Below are 20,549 nucleotides of genomic sequence, written 5' to 3'. Positions count from 1 at the left end.
TTTCTCCATTGTTCTTTACGCCTATATCCGCCTTCGATTTTGGGATACGAGGGTTTCTCTTTTGCATGTTACATATTGTATGATATTTTCTAGCTTTCATGTATTTTTAGAATTTTAAAAAATATTAAGTAATTTTTCTGCTGCTGCGTTGCCATCGCCAACTTTCCCCAAATATTGATCATATATCCTAAAGGCTGCCATAAAGAATACTATCTTAATCTACAATATATTGCTTTTCTCTAAAAATATGGTACAATATATAGCATACACGATTTGAAGGAGGAACATTTATGGAATTATCGGCATTGATCAAGCGCTATTATACAAGACCGCTTGCTGATGGGCCCTGTTCAACGGTTTATGACTTATTTACCTGGAAATCAGTGGATGTGTTTATGCAGGATTATTCCACGGGCAAAGTCCTAATCGATATGAAAGATCTTGAATTTCCCGAGTTCTACTCGCAGACGGCGTGTAATATCATTGCCAGCAAATATTTCCGTAAAAAAGGCGTTCCCAACGACCGAGGCTATGAGTACTCTCTGCGGCAGGTTGTAGACCGTATGGTCTCTTTCTGGACAGCGGCCGCTGTGGATGAAGGTCTTCTGACAGAAGATGAGAGCGCCATCGTCTATGATGAGCTTGCCTACATGTTGCTGGCACAGATCTGGGCGCCCAATAGTCCACAGTGGTTCAACACCGGCTTAAAGCTCAAATATAATATCGACTCTCCGGCACAGGGCCATTTTTACTACGATCCCGCCCAGCATCAGGTTCTCTCCTCTCAGGACGCCTACACGAGAACACAGGGCTCCGCCTGTTTCATCGTGGGTGTCGAGGATTCCCTCCTCGGCCCAAAATCCATAACCGATGAGCTGACCACGGAGACCCGGCTGTTTAAATACGGTTCTGGCGTCGGCTCGAACTGGTCCAGCATCCGCGCCCATGACGAGACTCTTTCCGGCGGAGGCAAGTCCTCCGGGCTTCTGAGCTTCCTGAAAGTATTTGACCAAAATGCTGGGGCGATCAAATCTGGCGGGACGACTCGCCGGGCTGCCAAGATGAACATTTTGGATCTCGACCACCCGGATATTCTGGAATACATAACATGGAAATCCAAGGAAGAAGACAAAGTGCGCGCCCTTGGGAAGATGGGATACTCGACGCATTTTGACGGGGAGGCGTACAACACCGTATCCGGCCAGAACGCCAACAATTCCGTCCGCATTCCCGACGCCTTTATGAAACTGCTCCACGATGAGAATGCCTCCTGGCGCACTGTGGGGCGCATTGACGAGAACCGCTCGGAGGACATTCCCGTCTCAAAACTCTGGCAGGAAATCGCGCTGGCTGCGTGGAAATGCGGCGATCCTGGCGTTCAGTACGATGACGTTATCAACGCATGGCACACCTGCCCTGCTGGGGAGGACGGCGAGTTGGACGCAAAGCACAACCGAATCAATGCCAGCAACCCCTGTTCCGAATACATGTTCCTGGATGACACGGCCTGCAATCTAGCCAGCATCAATATCGCCCGCTTCTATACTATGGAGACGGACTCCTTCGACCTGGAGGGCTATCTTCACGCCATCGGCTTTGTCCAGATTGCGCTGGAGGCGACCATCCACTGGGGGCAATTCCCGACGGAGGATATCGCCCGCAAATCCTATGAATTTCGGACCACCGGGTTGGGGCTTACCAATCTCGGCTACCTGTTTATGGTCATGGCGCTGCCCTACGACTCGCCTCAGTCCCGCAATCTAGCTGCTGCGCTCATGAGCATGGTCACTGGATACTCCTATTTTGTATCCAGCCTTTTCGCAAAGCGTGTCGGGCCTTTCCCCATGTACTCCCACAACAGGGATTCCATGCTGCGCGTCATCCGCAATCATGCCCGCGCCGCTTCCTATGACGAATCTGACTGTCAGTTCGAATCTCTCAATTATACCCCCGTCCAAATTTCCAATGCGCTGCTGGTGGATATGGGACAGGCCGACATGGTGGCTACCCTGTCAGATGTCTGGCATAAAGCCATTGCCGCTGGCACAGAATACGGTTTTCGCAATGCACAAGTCTCTGTCTTGGCGCCCACGGGCACGATTGCCTTCGCCATGGATTGCGCGACGACCTCATCAGAACCGTTTTTCAGCCATGTCGCCTACAAGAAACTAAGCGGCGGCGGTGGAATGGAAATCATCAATCCCGCCATGCCCGTGGCCCTCAACAAGTTAGGGTACAATGCCAGGGAGATCCAGGACATCGTCGATTATGTCATGGAAAAGGATGTGTCGTCCGAGTATTCCTTCGTCAAGGATGGCAAGATTGAGGGGGCGCCGCATTTGAAGCCGGAGCATCTCCCCGTCTTCGATACCGCCAACAAATGCGGAAGCGGACAGCGGTTCATCTCTCCCCGAGGCCATGTGGATATGATGGCGGCGCTGGCTCCCCACGTGTCTGGCTCCATCAGCAAAACGGTCAATCTTCCCCATGACGCAACGGTGGATGACATTAAAGAAATCTATGAGCTTTCCTGGAAGCTAGGTGTTAAGTCGATTGCGCTCTATCGAGATGGATGCAAAGCGTCCCAACCGCTAAACAGCACTATGGACGGGGATAGCGGCCATGACGATCTCGACAATATGACGTACCCTGAGTTGCTGGAGTTGGCGCGCTCCCTCCAACAAGCCGCCCCAAATCGCGAAACCGCTCCGAAGGAACCTCTCCGCATAAAGCCCACCGGCATCCGAAACGCCCACGTCCATGCCGCTGAGATAGGCGGGCTGAAATTATATGTCACCACATCTTTCTATGACGATGGCCGTCTCGGTGAGGTCTATATTTCCGCTGGACGCCAGGGCTCTCTCGTTAAGGGATTACTGGATAGCCTATCCACCACGATCTCGGAGATGCTTCAATACGGGGTTCCGCCAAAAAATATTGCCAAGATGTACCGCGGTCAAAAGTATGAGCCCAGCGGGTTTGTAAAAGGGCATCCCTACATTAAGAGCGCGGATTCCATCTCCGACTTGATCAGCAAGATCATCGATATTGAGACTGGTGACTTCACCTACTGTCAGATCAAGCCACCGGATTGGCAGACTGGAATTTCCATTGACTCATCGCCCCTGCCTGTCGCACAGGCGACAGAACCTTCCGGCGCAGCGGAGACGTCCGAGATATTGTACGGCGATATCTGTCCCAACTGCAAAAGCACGAAAATGGTCCGGAATGGAACGTGCAAGATCTGTACCGAGTGCGGTACGACGACAGGGTGTAGCTGACAGGCCGCTGTCTCGTCTACTGTTATGCTGAGGCCGGGGATATCTCTCGGCCTTTTTTTAATGTCTACGTCTACCACAGGATCCCATACAAAAAGCCAGATCCATATCGATCTGGCTAGACAGCTAGGCAAGGTATGATTTGATTTTCTGTAGATGCTGTATATCATTCTCAAACACAATGGAAAGACCTGCGGCTGAATCCTCCACAGCCGTGATGGCGGCATGCTCCATCCACGGCGTTTGCGATAACTGTTCAAAGGGCAATCCATGAATCCGACACATGAGGTTCCGTATGGCGCAGCCGTGAGAAACGATTGCGATACAGCCGCCCGGATTGTCCTCCAAAATCTCACCGAGGATGTGATTCATCCTGGAGAATACGGACCTCATCGCTTCTCCGCCAGGCGCCTGGAATTCATGAGGCTTCGACACCCATGTCTCGAATTCTGCAGCCCTCTCGCATCGAATGGTGTCCCACGTCATCCCTTCCCACACGCCGCAGTCGATCTCTCTCAGCTCTTGCCTCTCGAGGATAGCGAGCCTGCGGCCCGCGCCGACAGCCTTCGCCGTCTCCACAGCCCGCCGCAAAGGGCTCGTATAAATCCGGTCCAGCGGCAGCCTGTGGCACCGTTCCGAAAGTGCCGCTAACTGCAAGCGCCCGTATGCGCTGATGTCATTGTCCGTACTCCCTTGAAATCGCTTATCCTGATTTCCGGTAGCCTGTGCATGCCGTACAATAAAGAGTTTCGTCATGGTCTGCTCAGTCCAAGTGAATCCCCTTGAATGCTTCTTTGAGCGATACGCCAATCGCATCGGAATCCTGAGTATAGCTTTTGATATTCTCCTCTTCTTCCTGAATGATTGCATCTTGCGCCGCTTCCTTTATGCTCAGAGAGATCCGCTTCTGCTCAGGGTCAATCTTAAGAACCTTCACATTGACTTCCTCTCCCTCTGATAGCGCCTCGCTCACTGTATTGATTCGCTTTGGCGCGATCTGGGAAATGTGCACAAATCCCTCAAGTCCGTCCGCTACCTCGACAAACGCACCACTTCCAATGATTTTAACAACCTTTTTTCCAGTCAGAACTTCACCCTCCCGGAAGGAAATCGCATTCCAGGGATCCCCGGCTACATCCTTCAGGCTCAGACTGATCCGCTCCCTGACAGGGTCTACGTCCAGCACGTGAACCTGCACAATGTCCCCCTCGTGAACAATGTCCGACGGGTGTTTGACCCGCTTCCAGGACATATCCGTCACATGGACTAAGCCATCCACATGGGGTGCGATCTCGACAAACGCTCCAAAATTGGCCAGTCTAACAACCTTGCCAGTAAGCGTCGTCCCCTTCTCCAGCGTGGCATAGACATCTTTCTTCGCCTGCTCCGCCTGTTTTTTTTCAATGGCTTTTCTTGTCACCACCAAGTTCCTCTCCTGCGCGTCCAGGTCCATAACTTCCGCGTCCAGAACCATGTTCAGGTAGTCTTCTAAATTCTCCACATAGGAGATGGATACCTGTGACGCAGGCATAAAGCCTTCCACTCCCTTATAGCCAATTCGAAGACCGCCCTTCACAACGCCCTTGACCTTGACGGAAATGGGTTCCTCTCTATCCTTTTTTTCCTGAAGCTCATCCCAAATTATGATCTTGTCCGCCTCTTTCTTCGACAGAAAGATTTGCCCTTCCGCCGAATCCACCCGCGTGACCATCAAGGTCAATTCATCTCCTACGTGATATAGCTCGTCCAAAACCTCTCCCTCATAGACGAGATCCGCTACCGGAAGAATCCCATCCATATAGGAATCCATATCGACAATGGCCTCGTCGGCATTCAGTTCGAGAATCTTCGCCTTCACAATGTCGCCGGTGTATACTTTTTGAAAGGTTTTTTCCAATTCCTCCGCAAAATCTTCCATGGAGAGCTCTTCCGATTCTTGTATTCTCTGTTCTTCACTCATTTCTTTCACCATCCTACTCTGTATATGTTCTTATTGGTAGAATACCACATTTTCCATGATTCGTCAAATCCCTGCACTGCTTTTCTTTAAAATGAAAATAGAGGCACCGCATCCATGATTGAAAAATCATAGGTGCGATCCCCCTATTTCCACCCGCTAAAGCTGGATACATTTCAAGCGGGATGTGGACTGCCAGCCCTACCGTTTCCCCGCTAGCTTCATGACGAGGTCGTAGGCGAAGGAGAGCTCCTCTATTGAACAATGGTTCTGGACAAAATGGGTTGTACAGCAAATAAATCGCTTGCCCTTAAGAAGTGAAAATACGCGGCGAATCTCCGATTCTAGGCGCGGAAGATCGCCAAACCCGAGGGTTGTCTGGATGCAGAGGCCTCCCAGGATCGCCAGCGAGTTCTGATATTTTTCTAAGTACAGATCATAGTCCATGCCGGCGGCTTCCTGCCACGGATGGACCAGATCATAGCCCAGATCCACAATCGTGTCCAGCGCATCGCGAATACAGCCGTCGGAGTGCAGGCTCATGAAGGCACCGCGGTCCTTGACCAATTTCGCTGTAGGGCGATGATTGGGCGCAATGAGCTGTTTCAGGTCCGCGGGGCTGAACATAAGGCTTTTCTGCGCACCCCAGTCATCCGACACATGAATCATATCCATTCCCAAATCCAGCATATTGGATGCAACCTCCGCGTTCCAGCGCGCCTGCCGTCCGTAGAGTTCCTTTAATTCCTCTTTGTATAGAGCGATCCAACAGAGATGATCTTCGATGCCAAAAAATCCATTGTTCAGCTCAAAAATCCCGTTGGACTGAATGTAGCAGAATCGCTCTCGATCTCGCCCATAGAAGTCTAAGCTCTTTTTAACCCCTTCATAATCTTCCGCCCGATCCGTAGGCTGAAATGGGACCTCCAACAGCTTCTCCGGTGTGATTTCACCCTCCTCCCTGCGAATCTCATCCAGCAAAGCTCGATCATACATCGCCGGCCCGCCAAAAATATGGGCCATGTCAAACTCATAGTGGTCCTCGAAATTTTGAACGCTGCCATATTCTCTCGAAATCTCCTCGCTCAAATTCGCACTGACCCATCCATACACCGGTGTAATACCTGTTGTATTCTCTCCCTTTATGGTCTTTGCAACCAATTCTCTTGATGTCATGATGTTCATCCTTTCAAATTCCAAATCTGTTCGGAATCGGTATTGTCAATAGCATAGCAAACTGCTATAATAAAAACAACCGGTATTTTTGTTGAAAATAGGGGGTAATTTTGTGTTCTATCCGAGTGATACGCCTGCCCATGACATGGTGGACATATTTGATATTCACAGCACAGACGTTCTATTTCCTGTGACAAGGCACAGCCATCGCTACTTAGAGCTATTCTATGTCCAGAGTGGCTGGGCGCATCACTCCATGTCCGGTCTCTCTAGGAAAATTCAGGAAGGTGACTACGTCATTGTCGATTACGGAACGACCCACAGCTACGATATCGTCAGCTCCAATCTGACCGTCATCAATTGCCTCTTCCGCCCCGGCCTCATTGACCGCTCCCTCTCCTTTTGCGAAAGTTTTCAGACCATGTTGGAGCACTATATGCTGGGTCTCGGATACACTGCCAAGCACCGCGCCCTGGCTGACCACGTCTTTCACGATGACGACAAGAGCATTTTCCACATTTTGCTTAAGCTGATACAAGAATATATGACAAAACCGACCGGATACCTGCAGGTTATCCGGTCGGGATTGATTGAGCTCATTATCTTGACTGCGCGAAAGATCGAAGAGCGAAATGCTCAGAGCCCATCCAGGGACGATCCTCTCATCTCCGCTCTTCTGGAGGAAATTCAAAAAGATCCAGCGGGCACCCAGAGTCTTAGCCAGAAGGCAGCTAGCCTAAACCTCAGCGTCAGCCAGCTTAGCAGGCGCTTTGCCCTCTGCACTGGCTTCGGTTACGCGCAATACCTTCGAAAGGTCCGTTTGGAGCAGGCTTGCCGGTTGTTGATCAACACCCGGGACCCTGTCAGCCGTATTGCGGAGGCTTGCGGGTATGAAGACAGTAAACACTTTGGAGAGATCTTTAGGAACGCCTTTGGCATGACACCAAGGCAGTACCGAAAGACATTCTCTCAGGGTTCCTCCACCAGATTGACGACGTAATACCCGTTGTTCAAGGTGTAGGGATACTCCTCCGGCCAAAAAGACATCTGGAAGAATTGCTGCACCCTCGTAATTTTTGTGTGATCCGAGCTGGTGAGGGCATAGGTGTTCTCCCCGCTCTGATAGCTGTCTATCGCCAGTTCCACAGGCACCACCCGGATATACTCGTCTTTCCACTGCACATAGGTCGGCATGAGGGATACCGATTCGATGATAGGTTTCTCATCTCCCCGCTTTGATAGCTGGAATTGGATGTAGACTCCCAATTCTTTATAGTATGGGCGCTGTTCTGTATAGTACTGGGATGAAATGAAATTGCCCAGAGAATAGATGACAAAGCCCTGTCGCGTGGTTCCATCCCCATTGGGAATCTCTCGAACTTCGAAGGGCTGCAAAACATGGGGATGACTCCCCAAAATGATATCAGCGCCAGCCTCGAAAAGCCTGTCCACCATTTCTTCCTGGGTGCTGTTGGGTGTATATTGGTACTCCGTGCCAAAATGCATCATCACAATGACCAGATCGGCCTCCCCACTCTCGGCTAGCTTTTCTGTCTCCTGGTACATGGCGTTGATCTTATCCGCATCATAATCTTCCAGCATATTCAGAAGCCCTTTTCTATCGGCGGGCAGTGTAAATCCGTTGGCCCCATAGGTGTAGGCCAAAAATCCCAGACGAAATCCATTGACCTCCTGGACAGACGCCCGCGGCGCATCCACCTCGCTGTAGGAGCCCGTGGAGGGAATCCCCGCCTGCCGCAGCACTTCCAGCGTGCTCAATAGCCCTTTTTCACTGGCGTCCAGGGAATGATTGTTCGCAGTCCCCAGGAAATCAAATCCTGCATCCCGGATATTGACCGCCGCCTGCGACGGCGTATTGAAACAAGGGTAGGAACTATAGCCATAAATCTTCTCACTGGTTGGGTTGCCCTGGTTCTGGCCGGCGAACACCGTCTCTAGATTGGCAACGGCAAAATCCGCCTCCTGAATCTGTGGCGCAATGGCGGAAAAACTGTCTGTAAAATCAAAGGAATCCTCGCCCCGATATGCGCGCGTCAGCTGCCACTCGTGAAACATAATATCCCCCACTGCGCCCAGAACCATCCTCGCTTCTGGAATCTCCTCTACCTGAGAGCTCTCCTCCACCGGGGGCGGCGTGGAGGAAGGTTCCTCTGCGCTCACCTCGTTCGGTTGACTTTCCGCGGAGCCCTCCGCAAGGGCGTACTGGGGCTGGTCCTTCGCCACATCGGCCGGTCTGTCAATCCACAGGATGAGGACTGCTAACAGGGCGATAATTGCTATGGTCTCGCAGACCAATACCCCTTTCAGCAATCGGTTATTTTTCCCTTTTCTCATCATCCCATCTCCCTTTTATGCCCGCAACTGGGATAGAATCATCTCTTTCGCTTTCTGAAAAGCCGCTGGCACCTTTGTGACGTCCCGGCCACCGGCTTGCGCCATTGCAGGCTTTCCGCCTCCGCCTCCGCCGGTAACCTTGGCGGCTTCCCGTATGATCAATCCTGCATTGGCGCCGGCTTCCACCGCTTCCTGGCTCGCCATGACCACAAATTGAAGCTTTTCTGTTCCACCAGCCAAAACCAAAATGCAGGCTCCCAGCTTATCCTTCAGGGTATCCCCCAGCTGCTTCAATTCGTCCGCCGCCATGTCCTTTTCGTAGAGACAGAGGACTGAAATATCACCTATGGTCTCCACCTTATCCAGAATATCCGCCGCCGCGCTTTGGGTCAATTGGCTTTTCAGGGAACTCACTTCCCTCTGTAACTCTTTCACCTGGTGCGTTAAGGACTCCACCTGCTCCACAACTCGGTCTTTGTTCGCTCTGAGAATGGCGGCAATGTCCGTCAGCTCTTGTTCCTGCCTCTGGAAGTACTCCAGTGCCTTTTCCCCAGTCAGGGCTTCAATCCGGCGCACACCGGCCGCAATGCCACTTTCCGACAAAATCTTGAAGCAACCTGCCTGCGCTGTATTCGTCAGATGGGTTCCACCGCACAGCTCAACGCTGTAGTCTCCCATGCTGACCATCCGCACGACAGCGCCATATTTCTCGCCAAAGAGCGCCATAGCGCCGGCCTTTCGCGCCTCCTCCATGGACGTCTGCTGCGTTTGGACCGGCAATGCGGACAGGATCTTGCCATTGACCTCCCGCTCCACCGCCTCCAGCTCCTCAGGGGTCATTGCCTGAAAATGGGTAAAATCAAAGCGCAGGCGATCGCCATTGACATCCGAGCCAGCTTGCTCGACGTGAGCGCCCAACACGTTGCGCAGCGCCTTTTGCAGAAGATGCGTCGCACTGTGGTTCCGGGCGGTTGACAGGCGGTTGCGCTCGTCCACCACCATTCTTGCAGTCTGGCCACAGCGGATGGTGCCGTCGATAACGGTCCCGACATGTCCAATTTTGTCCCCGATAGCTTTGATCGTCTCTTCCACTGCTACGATACCCGATTCCGTCTGGATCGTTCCAAAATCTCCATGCTGTCCACCCATGGTTGCGTAGAAGGGCGTCTGGTCGGCAAACACCGTGACCTTACAGCCTTGGGCGGCCTCCTGTACCACGTTGTCCCCGCTGGTGATGGCCACGATCTTAGAATTCTCCGTGTACAGCTGCTCATACCCGACAAACGTTGTCTCCATCGCAGGGTCCAGCTCATTATACACCGTTGCCTTCGCTCCCATGTAATTTGTCTCACTTCTGGCCTCCCTAGCCCGAATCCGCTGTGCCTCCATCTCCTTGCGAAATCCGTCCATGTCCATGGAGAATCCGTCTTCCTCCAAAATTTCTTCTGTCAGATCTGTGGGGAATCCATAGGTGTCATAGAGCTTAAACGCTTTCGCCCCCGAGAGGACTGATGCGCCTTCCTCCTTCATCTCCTGGACAAAGCTCTGTAGAATCGCTAGCCCAGCGTCCAGGGTTGCATAAAATTTCTCTTCCTCGCTGGCAATGACCTTATGAATGTAATCCCGCTTGTCCGCCAATTCCGGATAGGCATCCCTGGCCGTATCGATGACCGTCTGGCTAATCTCTGTCAAGAACGGATGGCTGATTCCCAGCAGTTTTCCGTGACGGGCAGCTCTTCGCAGGATACGGCGGAGCACATATCCCCTCCCCTCATTGGAGGGCAGAACTCCGTCGGAGATCATAAAGGTCATGGATCGAATATGGTCCGTGATGACCCGGACGGAAACATCCGTGTCATGGTCGGCGCCGTAGACAACGCCGGCAATCCGACAGATGTGATCTCGGATGGCACGAACCGTATCCACATCAAAGAGGGAGTCCACGTTCTGCATCATCACCGCCAGGCGCTCCAATCCCATACCGGTGTCGATATTTTTCTTTTCCAGCGGTTCATAGGTGCCGTCATCCTTGCGGTCGAACTGTGTGAAAACCAGATTCCAGAACTCCATAAACCGATCACAGTCACAGCCCACTCCGCAATCCGGAGAGCCACAGCCGTATTCTTCTCCCCGATCGTAGTACAACTCTGAACAGGGGCCGCAGGGACCGCTCCCGTGTTCCCAAAAATTATCCTCTTTCCCCAGCCGCGTTATGTGGTCCATGGGGATGCCGATGTCCTTATGCCAAATGGCCTCCGCCTCATCGTCCTCTTCGTAGACTGACACATAGATTCGTTCCGGGTCAAGCTCCAGCTCTTTTGTGCAGAATTCCCACGCCCAACTGATGGCTTCCTTTTTAAAGTAATCGCCAAAAGAGAAGTTTCCCAACATCTCAAAAAATGTGCCGTGCCGCGCCGTCTTCCCCACATTTTCCAGGTCCCCTGTGCGGATACATTTCTGGCAGGTGGTCATGCGCCGTCTCGGCGGAATCTCCTGCCCCGTGAAGTATGGTTTGAGCGGCGTCATGCCGGCGTTGATCAGCAACAAACTATTATCATTTTGTGGAATCAACGAAAACGAATTGGCGCGCAGATGCCCTTTCGATTCAAAAAAGCGCAGATATAAATCCCGCAGTTCATTTAGTCCCATGTAACGCATGGTGATCAAGTCCTCCCTGTTCCGGCTCAAAATATCGCCGTGTATTCTCAATATCCTTTGTTATTTGACTCTTCAACTCATCCAATGTGTCAAACTGGATCTCTGGGCGCGTATACTCCAGAAGATCCACGCACAGACATTTTCCATATAAGTCCTCGTCATAATCCAATATGTGTGTCTCGGCCCTCGGCGTCTCTCCGCCTCCTATTGTAGGATTTCTCCCCAGATTGGTTACGCTGGCGTACGCCCTGCCATCCACATGGGTTCTCGAGATATAGACGCCATTCGGCGGGTATAGGAGGTCGGAGGACAAGGCTATGTTGACTGTGGGCGCCAGTCTCTTGCCACCGAGCTGCTTGCCCTTTTCCACGACTCCTTCCAGATAATACGGGCGGCCCAGCAGCTTCATCGCCTCCGGCATACGACCATGTTCGATCAAGCGCCTGATCCTCGTGCTTGAGACTGGCTCTCCCTCCCAGTACAGGCAGGGCGCTTTGACAAAGTAAACGCCTTCCTTGTGACAGTACCTGGCTAATAACTCCGTATCTCCTGCTCCCCCGCATCCAAACCGAAATCCGTCCCCGACTACAATTGCCGCCGCTTGATACCTCCGCAGCAAGATATCATAAAAAAATTGGGCTGCCGGCATCTCCCGCAGTGTCTCGTCAAAGCAGAAGTTCAGAAAAATATCAATATTTCCGTATTCCTCAAGCAAATGGATTTTCTGTTGAAGCGTGTATAGTAACCTAGGCTTCGGTTTCGATGGGATCAGGCTGTTGGAGTGCGGCGAAAATGTAAAGAAAAGCGTCGCGAGATCTCTGTCCTTCGCTATTTGAATCGCTTGATCCAGCAATTGCCTGTGCCCAAGGTGAATGCCATCAAAATTGCCCAGCGTGATGACGGTTTTTCTTTCCAGAATCGGATGTGTCTCCACGTCCACTTTGTCTTCAATGTAAAGCATCTTCATCCCTCGTTTAGAACATTCTATAGGATTTTACCCGAATCGCGCGGGAGCGCACCTCTGTGATCTTGTACAGCCCGATAAACTGATGCTCGGACGTGTACATTCGCAGCAGCTCCTCCGGATTCTCCCCTCCCTGCAAGGGTAGCGATAGCGGATTTCCATTTCTGAGCATTCCATCCTGCTCCGGCCCTACGGTCACGCACCTCAGCTCATCAAAAAAGCAATCCAGCGGCTGGAGAAATGCTTCTGGCTGTCCCTCTTTCATATACTGCCGAATCTGGTCTAGGGTATGGCTGTCTTCCCTTGTAAAGCGTCCGCTCTGAAGTCGAATCAGTGTCTGCATGTGGGCCCCATATCCCAGCCGGCGCCCTATGTCTTCGCACAGGGTTCGAATATAGGTTCCCTTCGAGCAGCGGACCCGCACAACCGCGCCTGTCTCTTGGAGGTTGAGCACCTGGATTTCATGGATGACGACGCGCCTTGCCTTCCTCTCCACCTCCACCCCCTGCCTGGCCAGCTCATAAAGCTTCAAGCCTCCGACCTTCACAGCAGAATACATGGGCGGAATCTGTTCATACTCACCGATAAAGGAGGAAATCGCGGCCATGGCCTCCTCCTGGCAAAAATCATATTGGTAAGTCCGCGTGACCGTTCCAGACGCATCCTGGGTGTCCGTCTCGCACCCAAAGCGGAGCGCCGCCTCATACACTTTTTCGCTCCCCATGATGGCGTCTGCTACCTTGGTCGCCTTTCCCACACAGATTGGCAGCACGCCTTCGGCATCGGGGTCCAGTGTTCCAGTATGGCCAATCTTCCGCGTTCGAAGGATCCCCCTCAGAACAGCAACTACATCGTGGGAGGTGTACCCTTTTTCCTTGTATACGTTGATGATGCCATCCATTTAGCGTTCCCCCATAGGGAGTTGCTTCTTTAGCTCGTCCAGAATTTTTTGCTTTACCAGCAGCATAGGCTCCTCTACTGTGCATCCCGCCGCACGAATATGACCGCCTCCGCCGAATTGCCGGGCCGCCTTGGCGACATCGATCCATTCCTTGGAGCGCATATTGACCCGGATGGTTCCCGGTTCGATCTCCCGCAGATAAACCGCCGCCTCCGCCTCTTTGATTTCCGCAAGATATGCCACGACCCCCTCGGCATCCTCCGCTCCGGCTCCTAAAGCTAAGAAATCCTTCTGTTCCATGCAGGACATGACGATCTGGCCCTCATATAGCTTGGCCTTTCGCAGAACTGCGCTCAGCACTTTCGACTCCTTAAATCCGCGGGTGTGAAATAGGCTGTTGATGATCCTTGTAGAATCCACACCGGTTTCTTTTAGCTCCGCTGCCATCCGGAACGTATCCGCTGTAGTCGAAGAGTGGCGAAATCCACCGGTATCAAAGGCGACCCCGAGAAATAACGCTTTCGCCATGTCAGCGGTTACCTCAATGCCCTCCTGCTTAAAAAGCGAATACAATATTTCACAGGTGGAGCTGGCCGTATCCTCAACATAGTGATACATGGCGTAGGCCTCTCCCCCCACATGGTGGTCTATGCAGAGGCTTGTAACCGCCGGATCAAAAAATCCCTGGGCGCCTCCCGTTCGCTTCGGCTCACAGCAATCCAGCATGATAAAAACAAATTCTCCCCTTGCGACTTCGTACCCTTCGCCAGGTTCGAAGGATGGGGCCAGCGCTGCGACCTCTGCATACCGCTCTGACGCGCCGTCGTAGACGACGCATACGGTTTTATCCAGGCCTTTCAGGAACAGGGCTAGGGCGACGCACGCCCCAACACTATCCCCATCCGGCTTGATATGGCCGCTGATTACAAATTTGGTATATCGATTGACGATCCGTCGAAATTCACACAAAAATTCTTCTCTTGTCACGGGGCTCCCCTACTCTTCTGTCGGTGTTTCTGCCTGTATCTCTTTCAGCTTCTGCTCCATATGAACACTGTATTCGATTGAATCGTCCATGACAAAAATCAGCTCCGGTGTATTGCGCAGATTGAGTCTGGCCGCCAGTTCTCTGCGAATGAATCCCGCAGCGCTTTTGAGCGCGACCTTGGTCTGACTTCTCTTCTCGTCATCTCCCAGCACGCTGATAAAGAGTTTACAGTATTTTAAATCCTTTGTTGTATCCACCTTGACCACGGAAGTCAAGATATCGATTCTAGGGTCCTTCAGCAAATTTTGCAGAATATAGCTGACTTCCTTTCGAATCTCCTCGTTGATTCGCGTCGTCCGGTTGTAGTTGCGTCTTGCCTGCATGTTGCTCTCCTTCCTTTGGCGATTGGATTTCCAACACCACCCCTGCTCAAAACAGGCAAACCTGTAAGCCCGAGGGCTTACAGGTTCTGCGGGCTTACAGGGCTATCTCTATCTCTTGATTTCTTCCATGACATACGCCTCGATACTGTCCTCTTCCCGTATGTCGCTGTATTTCGCAAACATGATACCACATTCGTATCCGCTGGCAACTTCCTTCACATCGTCTTTGAAACGGCGCAGGGATGCCAGCTCCCCTTCATGAATCACGATGCCATCCCGCACCAGCCTAGCAGATGCGGATCTGGTAATCTTGCCGTCCGTGACATAGGAACCTGCAATCGTTCCAATGCCGGATGCTTTAAACACCTGCCGGACCGTGGCGTGCCCGATAACCTTCTCCTCAAACTCTGGATCCAGCATTCCTTTCATTGCCGCTTCGATATCCTCAATGGCATTATAGATGACTCGATACAGGCGAATATCGACCTGTTCCCGCTCGGCAACGGATTTTGCCCCGGCATCCGGGCGGACATTGAAGCCGATGATGATGGAATTTGAAGCGGACGCCAGCGTGACGTCGGATTCTGTGACAGCGCCGACACCTCCGTGAATGATCCGTATGACAACCTCGCTGTTGGACAGCTTCTCCAGGCTCTGCCGTACTGCTTCCACAGCGCCCTGGGTATCCGCCTTCACGACGATGTTGAGCTCTTTCACGCTGCCCGCCTTGATCTGGTTGAAGAGGTCATCAAGGGATACTTTCTTTGTCCCTTCCATAAGCTTCTCTCGGTCTTTTGCGCTGACCTTTTCTGAGAGCTGCCTCGCTTCTTTTTCATTCTTGGTGACGAAGAACCGCTCACCCGCGGAAGGCACTTCCGAAAGTCCTATAATCTCAACTGGCTTGGAGGGTCCGGCACTCTTCACCTTGCGCCCCTTATCGTCCTGCATCGCTTTAATTTTGCCGAACGATTTGCCAACAACGATACAATCCCCGATATGCAGCGTCCCACTCTGTACCAGAACGGTTGCGACTGCGCCTCGCCCCTTGTCCAGCTCCGCTTCAATAATGGTGCCGGCCGCAGGTTTATCCGGGTTTGCCTTTAATTCTTTCATATCCGCAACGAGAAGAACCATCTCCAACAGCGTGTCGATGCCATCGCCCTTTAATGCGGAGACGGGTACGCAGATGGTGGAGCCGCCCCAGTCCTCCGGGATCAGCTCATACTCCGACAATTCCTGCATGACCCGGTCCGGATTTGCGCCCGGCTTATCCATTTTATTGATTGCCACGATGATATCGACGCCAGCCGCTTTCGCGTGATTGATGGCTTCTACGGTCTGAGGCATAACGCCGTCATCCGCGGCGACCACAAGGATGGCGATATCCGTGACTTGCGCGCCGCGCATCCGCATGGCAGTAAATGCCTCGTGGCCGGGCGTGTCTAAAAACGTTATCTTCCGCCCGTCGATCTCCACCACGGAGGCGCCGATTTGCTGTGTGATTCCACCGGCTTCCCCCGCTGTCACTTTCGTCTTGCGTATGGTGTCCAAAAGGGATGTTTTCCCGTGATCAACGTGACCCATCACGACAACTACAGGTGGACGCTCTTTTAAGTTAGCCGGATCTTCCGGTTTCTGTTCCGCTTCAAGGTAGGAGGCAAAGATGTCCTCCTCCACCATGGGCTCCACCAGAATTCCCATGTCCAGCGCGACCTCTTCCGCCTTTTCGAATTCTATTTGCTGGTTTAATCCAGCCATTATGCCTTTGAGCATTAAACTCTTGATGATCTGAGCGGAAGGCTTTCTCAGATACTCTGCGAACTCCTTAACCGTCATCACCTCGGGAAGCGATACGACCTTGATCTCTGGCTCTGCCGGTTTTGTTTCCTGCGCTGACTGTGGCTTGGCGGCCTTTGGCTTTTTAACCTTTGGCTGTTTGCTGTCCAAGCGCCCGTCGTCCATAGGAATTTCCGACATCTTGATACTCTTTTTGCGGCTGAACTCTTCCGCGCCGACTGGCTTTCCTTTATCCTTTCGGTTGCGGTCTGTTTTCTTTGGCTTTTCTTCAATCTTAGGGCGCTCCGGAATGATTAGCGTATCAGCGGAACTTCCCTGCGCCAGGCGCGGTCCCCTCGGCTTTGAGTCGAAAGGACGAGCGTTGCCCTGATTTCGCTGCTGATCATATGGCCGGCGCGCGCCACCCTGTCCATTCTGATCACTGGCTCTTCGGTATCCGCCTTGTCCCTGCCGGTTTTGGTCGCCGCTGCGATTGGGGCGGTCCCCGCTGTAGGGCCTCGACTGCCCCTGCGGCCGGCTTTGCTGATCGCCGTTTCTCGCAGGGCGGTCTCCACTGTTGGGCCGCTGCCCCTGCGGCCGGCTCTGCTGGTCGCTATATCTCGCAGGGCGGTCCCCACTGTTGGGCCGCTGCCCCTGCGGCCGGCCTTGCTGGTCGCTATATCTCGTGGGGCGATCCCCACTGTTGGGTCGCTGCCCCTGCGGCCGGCCTTGCTGGTCACGATTTCTGGGGGGGTCCATCGACCGGTTCGCCGCCTCACTCCCGGTTTTTGCCGCTTGGGACGCAGCATCTGCGTGAGTTTCTGTCTGTGGTTTCTCCGCCGTTGGCTGCGGTTTCTCCGCTTTTGGCGCCTCTGGTTTCTTCTCCGGTACGGGCTCCGGTTTCGGCGCCTCCTTTTTCACTTCTACCTTGGCCCTATCCGGGGCCGGTTTCTCCATCTTCGGTGGCTCTGGCTTTCCCTCCGCGCCGGCCGCTTCTGTCTTTCTCACCGTCTGCCTTGGCTGCGCCGGCCGCTTCACCGCTGGCTTGCCAAACATTCCCCTGACCTTGTTGACCTCTCCAGGTTCCAGCGTGCTCATGTGGTTTGGCACGAACACCCCGATGGTCTCCAATTTTTTCATGATTTCCTTACTGGAAACCTCTAATTCTTTCGCTAACTCATGTACTCTAATCTTTGTTGACACGATTCATCCACCCTTCGGTCTCATTCACTATATCATTACCTTCCATCTCTTCCGCTTGCTCATCTAACCATTTTCGTATCGATTTTGCAAAGCCCTCCTCACAGACGGCGGCGCATGACCGCTCTTCCTTTCCCAACGCTTTCCCCAAAACTATTTTCGTAAAAGGCAACGTCATCAAGGTGACTTGATAGTACGCGCATCGGTTGGTAAACTTTTTTTTGGTATTCTTGGAGGCATCCTCGGTCACCAAAACCAGCTTTGCATCCCCCGACCGAACCGCTGTCTCGCAGCGAACTTCGCCGGCGGCAAGTCTACCCGCTTTATAACATAAACCCAAAAGGGAAAGTATTTTTTGATTATTCACCGGCCTTCATCTCACTTCGCAGAACTTCAACTAACTCTGGACTGATGGCGACTTGTAGCGAACGCTCCAGTCCTTTTGTCTTGATTGCCTTCTCCAGACATTCAGGGTTGGCGCAGATGTACGCGCCTCTTCCAGACTTTTTCCCCGAAAAATCCACGCTCAGCATCCCCTCCGGGTCCCGAACGATCCGAATTAATTCTTTTTTATTTTTCATCTCCTGACATCCCGTACACCTTCGCATGGGAATTTTCCGCGTCTTCATCCGGATCCCTCCTATTCTTCCTCCACATAGGTGTCCTCGTACAGTATATCATCCTCCGCATAGTCTTCATGGATTTGAGCTTCTTCCTGTGACTCGCTCTTGATATCGATCTTGTATCCTGTCAGTCTCGCGGCCAGGCGCGCATTCTGCCCTTCCTTACCAATGGCCAGAGACAGCTGATAATCCGGGACAACCACCGTCGCGGTAAATCCCTCCACATCCGCCTCCACACTGGCAACTTTGGCCGGACTCAGCGCCGCCGCGATGAACTCGTTGGGGTCACTGCTCCAGACGACAATATCGATCTTTTCGCCGGCCAACTCATCCACGATGACGTTAACCCGGTTGCCGTTAGGGCCAACGCAAGCGCCCAGCGGGTCCACCTGGGGGTCCTTGCTGTGAACTGCAATCTTGGTTCTCGACCCCGGCTCTCTGGCAATACTTTTAATCTGTACGATTCCATCATGTATCTCGGGAACCTCCTGCTCAAACAGCCGTTTGATCAGCTCCGGGTGCGTCCTGGACACCAGAACCTGCGGTCCTTTGGGCGTGTTTTTAACCTCCAGCACATAGACCTTAATTCTCTGATTCATCATGTACTGCTCTGTCGGAACCTGTTCGGCGGGACTGAGTAGCGCTTCAATCTTGCCTAAGTTCACAAATACATTTTTCTTTTCTTTGCGCTGGATCAGTCCTGTCACGATATCCCGCTCTTTGCTCTTATATTCACTGTAGATGATATTCCGCTCCGCCTCCCGAATTTTCTGCACCACGACCTGTTTTGCGTTCTGCGCGGCGATCCGCCCGAAATTGCGAGGCGTCACTTCCACATCACAGATGTCACCTACCTGATAGCGCGCGTTGATCTTGACCGCATCCTCGGGACTGATCTCTAAGGCCGCATCGCTGACCTCCTCAACGACGGTCTTCTGGGCAAAAACCTTGACGGTCCCCTTCTCTCGATCCATAGTCACTTTAATATTTTGTGATGTTCCAAAATTCTTTTTGCAGGCCGTTACCAGCGAAGCCTCAATGGCTTCGAATACTATTTCCTTGTCGATTCCTTTTTCCTTCTGAATCTGTTCTAAGGCCTGAATAAACTCATTCATTGCATTGCTTCCTCCTATTTATGTTCATCCATGTCCGCCGTTAAAAAATGACCGCGAGACGTATGCTGGCAATTTCCTTTTGATCAAGGCAGATCGCAGCGCCGTGTTCCAGTTCTAATACAACGCTTTTTGCCTTTGGATCATATCCCTTTAACAGCGCTGTGAATTCTTTCTCCACGCCTTTCTCCTTCATTGCCTTGTACAGTTTGACCTCCACCAATTTTCCATGGCTGCGCACAAAATCTTTCTCCGTCTTCAGCGGACGGTCTAGACCTGGAGAGCTGACTTCCAATATATACGGTGTCTCGATCGGATCTGTCTTCTCCAACTGCTCATCCAGCGCACGGCTTAACTCCACACAGTCGTCAATGGAAAATCCGCCTTCCTTATCGGCAAAGACTTTCAGGTACCAGTTGGCGCCTTCCTTGACGTACTCGACATCGACGATCTCATAGCCGAATTTCTCCGCCAATGGCTCCAGCAAAGCTTCCACATGGGCGATAATCTCTTGTTTTTTCATCTTGCCCCTCCTTTCCATCCGCTTATTCGAGCCTAACATATAGAGAAGAGTGGGCTTCCCCACTCTTCTCATACTCTCATTCTTATATAGTATACCACTTCATATCCACTTATGCAAGCCTTTTTTTCGCATATGTTCCACACTAAAATGAATTTTTAAAATTCTACTCTTGGAGGTGCGAATGTTTTTGGACTTAACTTGTATACGACAGACAAAGGCAGTGAATTTCCTCCCCTGACAAGCTGGGCTGGGGCAAAGTGTGTGACAAATATCCTCCCTCCGATCACACTTTTTGCCCATAGCACTATTCACGATTCATTTAACGTGATGTCTTTACTTGACTGCTGAAAAGCTTTTCATACTTTTCCATCGCATCTTCATATGAGTAATATAAAATAGGAAACCTGCAAAATCCCTGATTTTATGCGGATTCAGGGAATACAAAAAATATATTGAAGCTATCACATTACGCAAGACGCCGCCCGAATGGACAAAGGGCGGTGTTTTTGTTTGGAGAGCTTCACTTCGGGTCAAAATCGAGCTGTTGACAAACCCTATTCTTCACCCGCTCATTATGGTAAAATAAAAGAAATGTGAGGGGGATTTACTTATGATGACGCGGACAAATAATAAGCAAATAAAATTTCATTTGGTA

General features: G+C 52.0%; 16 protein-coding genes. 2 read left to right on the top strand and 14 right to left on the bottom strand.

Going from position 1 to position 20,549, the window contains the following annotated elements:
• The first annotated feature begins 290 nt into the window (after positions 1-290).
• The gene (locus H8730_RS14550; RefSeq protein WP_177719829.1) at positions 291-3,281 is read left to right on the top strand and encodes a vitamin B12-dependent ribonucleotide reductase; all 2,991 of its coding nucleotides are present in this window, start codon (positions 291-293) and stop codon (positions 3,279-3,281) included.
• Between the two features lie 123 nt (positions 3,282-3,404).
• Here the strand turns inward: H8730_RS14550 and H8730_RS14545 are convergent, their stop codons facing one another.
• The 3 genes from H8730_RS14545 to H8730_RS14535 all read right to left on the bottom strand — a co-directional run bounded on the left by H8730_RS14545 (position 3,405) and on the right by H8730_RS14535 (position 6,411).
• The gene (locus H8730_RS14545) at positions 3,405-4,034 is read right to left on the bottom strand and encodes a histidine phosphatase family protein (RefSeq protein WP_177719828.1); all 630 of its coding nucleotides are present in this window, start codon (positions 4,032-4,034) and stop codon (positions 3,405-3,407) included.
• Positions 4,035-4,041: 7 nt separating this feature from the next.
• On the bottom strand, positions 4,042-5,238 hold the full coding sequence (gene rpsA, locus H8730_RS14540) for a 30S ribosomal protein S1 (protein ID WP_177719827.1): 1,197 nt from the start codon (positions 5,236-5,238) through the stop codon (positions 4,042-4,044).
• Positions 5,239-5,436: 198 nt separating this feature from the next.
• Positions 5,437-6,411 (bottom strand): uroporphyrinogen decarboxylase family protein, encoded by a 975-nt coding sequence (locus H8730_RS14535; protein ID WP_177719826.1) that lies wholly within the window; start codon positions 6,409-6,411, stop codon positions 5,437-5,439.
• A 112-nt stretch (positions 6,412-6,523) separates the two neighbouring features.
• Between H8730_RS14535 and H8730_RS17950 the strand changes: the two genes are divergently transcribed.
• Positions 6,524-7,411 carry a helix-turn-helix domain-containing protein gene (locus H8730_RS17950; protein ID WP_249290061.1) on the top strand — a complete coding sequence of 296 codons (888 nt, stop codon included), beginning with the start codon at positions 6,524-6,526 and terminating at the stop codon, positions 7,409-7,411.
• On the opposite strand, the gene H8730_RS14525 is transcribed toward H8730_RS17950, so the two are convergent.
• The 11 genes from H8730_RS14525 to H8730_RS14475 all read right to left on the bottom strand — a co-directional run bounded on the left by H8730_RS14525 (position 7,381) and on the right by H8730_RS14475 (position 19,894).
• Positions 7,381-8,766, bottom strand: a complete 1,386-nt coding sequence (locus H8730_RS14525; RefSeq protein ID WP_177719169.1) for a CapA family protein — start codon at positions 8,764-8,766, stop codon at positions 7,381-7,383. The genes H8730_RS17950 and H8730_RS14525 overlap by 31 nt on opposite strands.
• Positions 8,767-8,781: 15 nt before the next feature.
• On the bottom strand, positions 8,782-11,424 hold the full coding sequence (alaS, locus tag H8730_RS14520; RefSeq protein ID WP_177719170.1) for an alanine--tRNA ligase: 2,643 nt from the start codon (positions 11,422-11,424) through the stop codon (positions 8,782-8,784).
• Complete coding sequence (locus H8730_RS14515) at positions 11,402-12,385, bottom strand: bifunctional riboflavin kinase/FAD synthetase (protein WP_177719171.1); 984 nt, start codon at positions 12,383-12,385, stop codon at positions 11,402-11,404. The genes alaS and H8730_RS14515 overlap by 23 nt, the downstream gene beginning before the upstream one ends.
• A 13-nt stretch (positions 12,386-12,398) precedes the next feature.
• Positions 12,399-13,289 (bottom strand): tRNA pseudouridine(55) synthase TruB, encoded by an 891-nt coding sequence (truB, locus tag H8730_RS14510; protein WP_177719172.1) that lies wholly within the window; start codon positions 13,287-13,289, stop codon positions 12,399-12,401.
• A complete protein-coding gene (locus H8730_RS14505) occupies positions 13,290-14,276 on the bottom strand; it encodes a DHH family phosphoesterase (protein ID WP_177719173.1) in 987 nt (328 codons plus the stop codon).
• Positions 14,277-14,285: 9 nt separating this feature from the next.
• Complete coding sequence (gene rbfA, locus H8730_RS14500; protein ID WP_177719174.1) at positions 14,286-14,660, bottom strand: 30S ribosome-binding factor RbfA; 375 nt, start codon at positions 14,658-14,660, stop codon at positions 14,286-14,288.
• Positions 14,661-14,768: 108 nt separating this feature from the next.
• Positions 14,769-17,576 (bottom strand): translation initiation factor IF-2, encoded by a 2,808-nt coding sequence (infB, locus tag H8730_RS14495; protein WP_249290062.1) that lies wholly within the window; start codon positions 17,574-17,576, stop codon positions 14,769-14,771.
• A gap of 46 nt (positions 17,577-17,622) precedes the next feature.
• Positions 17,623-18,003: a ribosomal L7Ae/L30e/S12e/Gadd45 family protein gene (locus H8730_RS14490; protein ID WP_177719175.1), complete on the bottom strand. Its 381-nt coding sequence runs from the start codon at positions 18,001-18,003 to the stop codon at positions 17,623-17,625.
• The gene (gene rnpM, locus H8730_RS14485; protein ID WP_177719176.1) at positions 17,996-18,265 is read right to left on the bottom strand and encodes an RNase P modulator RnpM; all 270 of its coding nucleotides are present in this window, start codon (positions 18,263-18,265) and stop codon (positions 17,996-17,998) included. The genes H8730_RS14490 and rnpM overlap by 8 nt, the downstream gene beginning before the upstream one ends.
• An 11-nt stretch (positions 18,266-18,276) precedes the next feature.
• Positions 18,277-19,374 carry a transcription termination factor NusA gene (nusA, locus tag H8730_RS14480; protein WP_177719177.1) on the bottom strand — a complete coding sequence of 366 codons (1,098 nt, stop codon included), beginning with the start codon at positions 19,372-19,374 and terminating at the stop codon, positions 18,277-18,279.
• Positions 19,375-19,414: 40 nt separating this feature from the next.
• Complete coding sequence (locus H8730_RS14475) at positions 19,415-19,894, bottom strand: ribosome maturation factor RimP (protein WP_177719178.1); 480 nt, start codon at positions 19,892-19,894, stop codon at positions 19,415-19,417.
• Between the last annotated feature and the right edge of the window lie 655 nt (positions 19,895-20,549).

Source organism: Bianquea renquensis (genome assembly GCF_014384895.1).
GTDB classification, from domain to species: domain Bacteria; phylum Bacillota; class Clostridia; order Lachnospirales; family Bianqueaceae; genus Bianquea; species Bianquea renquensis.
This window is presented reverse-complemented; position numbering and strand designations above follow the sequence as displayed.

Coding starts and splice junctions, on each gene's coding strand:
- truB (WP_177719172.1), bottom strand. CDS start 13,289: ATGGATGGCATCATCAACGTATACAAGGAAAAAGGGTACACCTCCCAC.
- H8730_RS14525 (WP_177719169.1), bottom strand. CDS start 8,766: ATGAGAAAAGGGAAAAATAACCGATTGCTGAAAGGGGTATTGGTCTGC.
- H8730_RS14545 (WP_177719828.1), bottom strand. CDS start 4,034: ATGACGAAACTCTTTATTGTACGGCATGCACAGGCTACCGGAAATCAG.
- rbfA (WP_177719174.1), bottom strand. CDS start 14,660: ATGCAGGCAAGACGCAACTACAACCGGACGACGCGAATCAACGAGGAG.
- H8730_RS14550 (WP_177719829.1), top strand. CDS start 291: ATGGAATTATCGGCATTGATCAAGCGCTATTATACAAGACCGCTTGCT.
- nusA (WP_177719177.1), bottom strand. CDS start 19,374: ATGAATGAGTTTATTCAGGCCTTAGAACAGATTCAGAAGGAAAAAGGA.
- H8730_RS14515 (WP_177719171.1), bottom strand. CDS start 12,385: ATGCTTTACATTGAAGACAAAGTGGACGTGGAGACACATCCGATTCTG.
- H8730_RS14475 (WP_177719178.1), bottom strand. CDS start 19,894: ATGAAAAAACAAGAGATTATCGCCCATGTGGAAGCTTTGCTGGAGCCA.
- rpsA (WP_177719827.1), bottom strand. CDS start 5,238: ATGAGTGAAGAACAGAGAATACAAGAATCGGAAGAGCTCTCCATGGAA.
- rnpM (WP_177719176.1), bottom strand. CDS start 18,265: ATGAAGACGCGGAAAATTCCCATGCGAAGGTGTACGGGATGTCAGGAG.
- alaS (WP_177719170.1), bottom strand. CDS start 11,424: ATGCGTTACATGGGACTAAATGAACTGCGGGATTTATATCTGCGCTTT.
- H8730_RS14535 (WP_177719826.1), bottom strand. CDS start 6,411: ATGACATCAAGAGAATTGGTTGCAAAGACCATAAAGGGAGAGAATACA.
- infB (WP_249290062.1), bottom strand. CDS start 17,576: ATGAAAAAATTGGAGACCATCGGGGTGTTCGTGCCAAACCACATGAGC.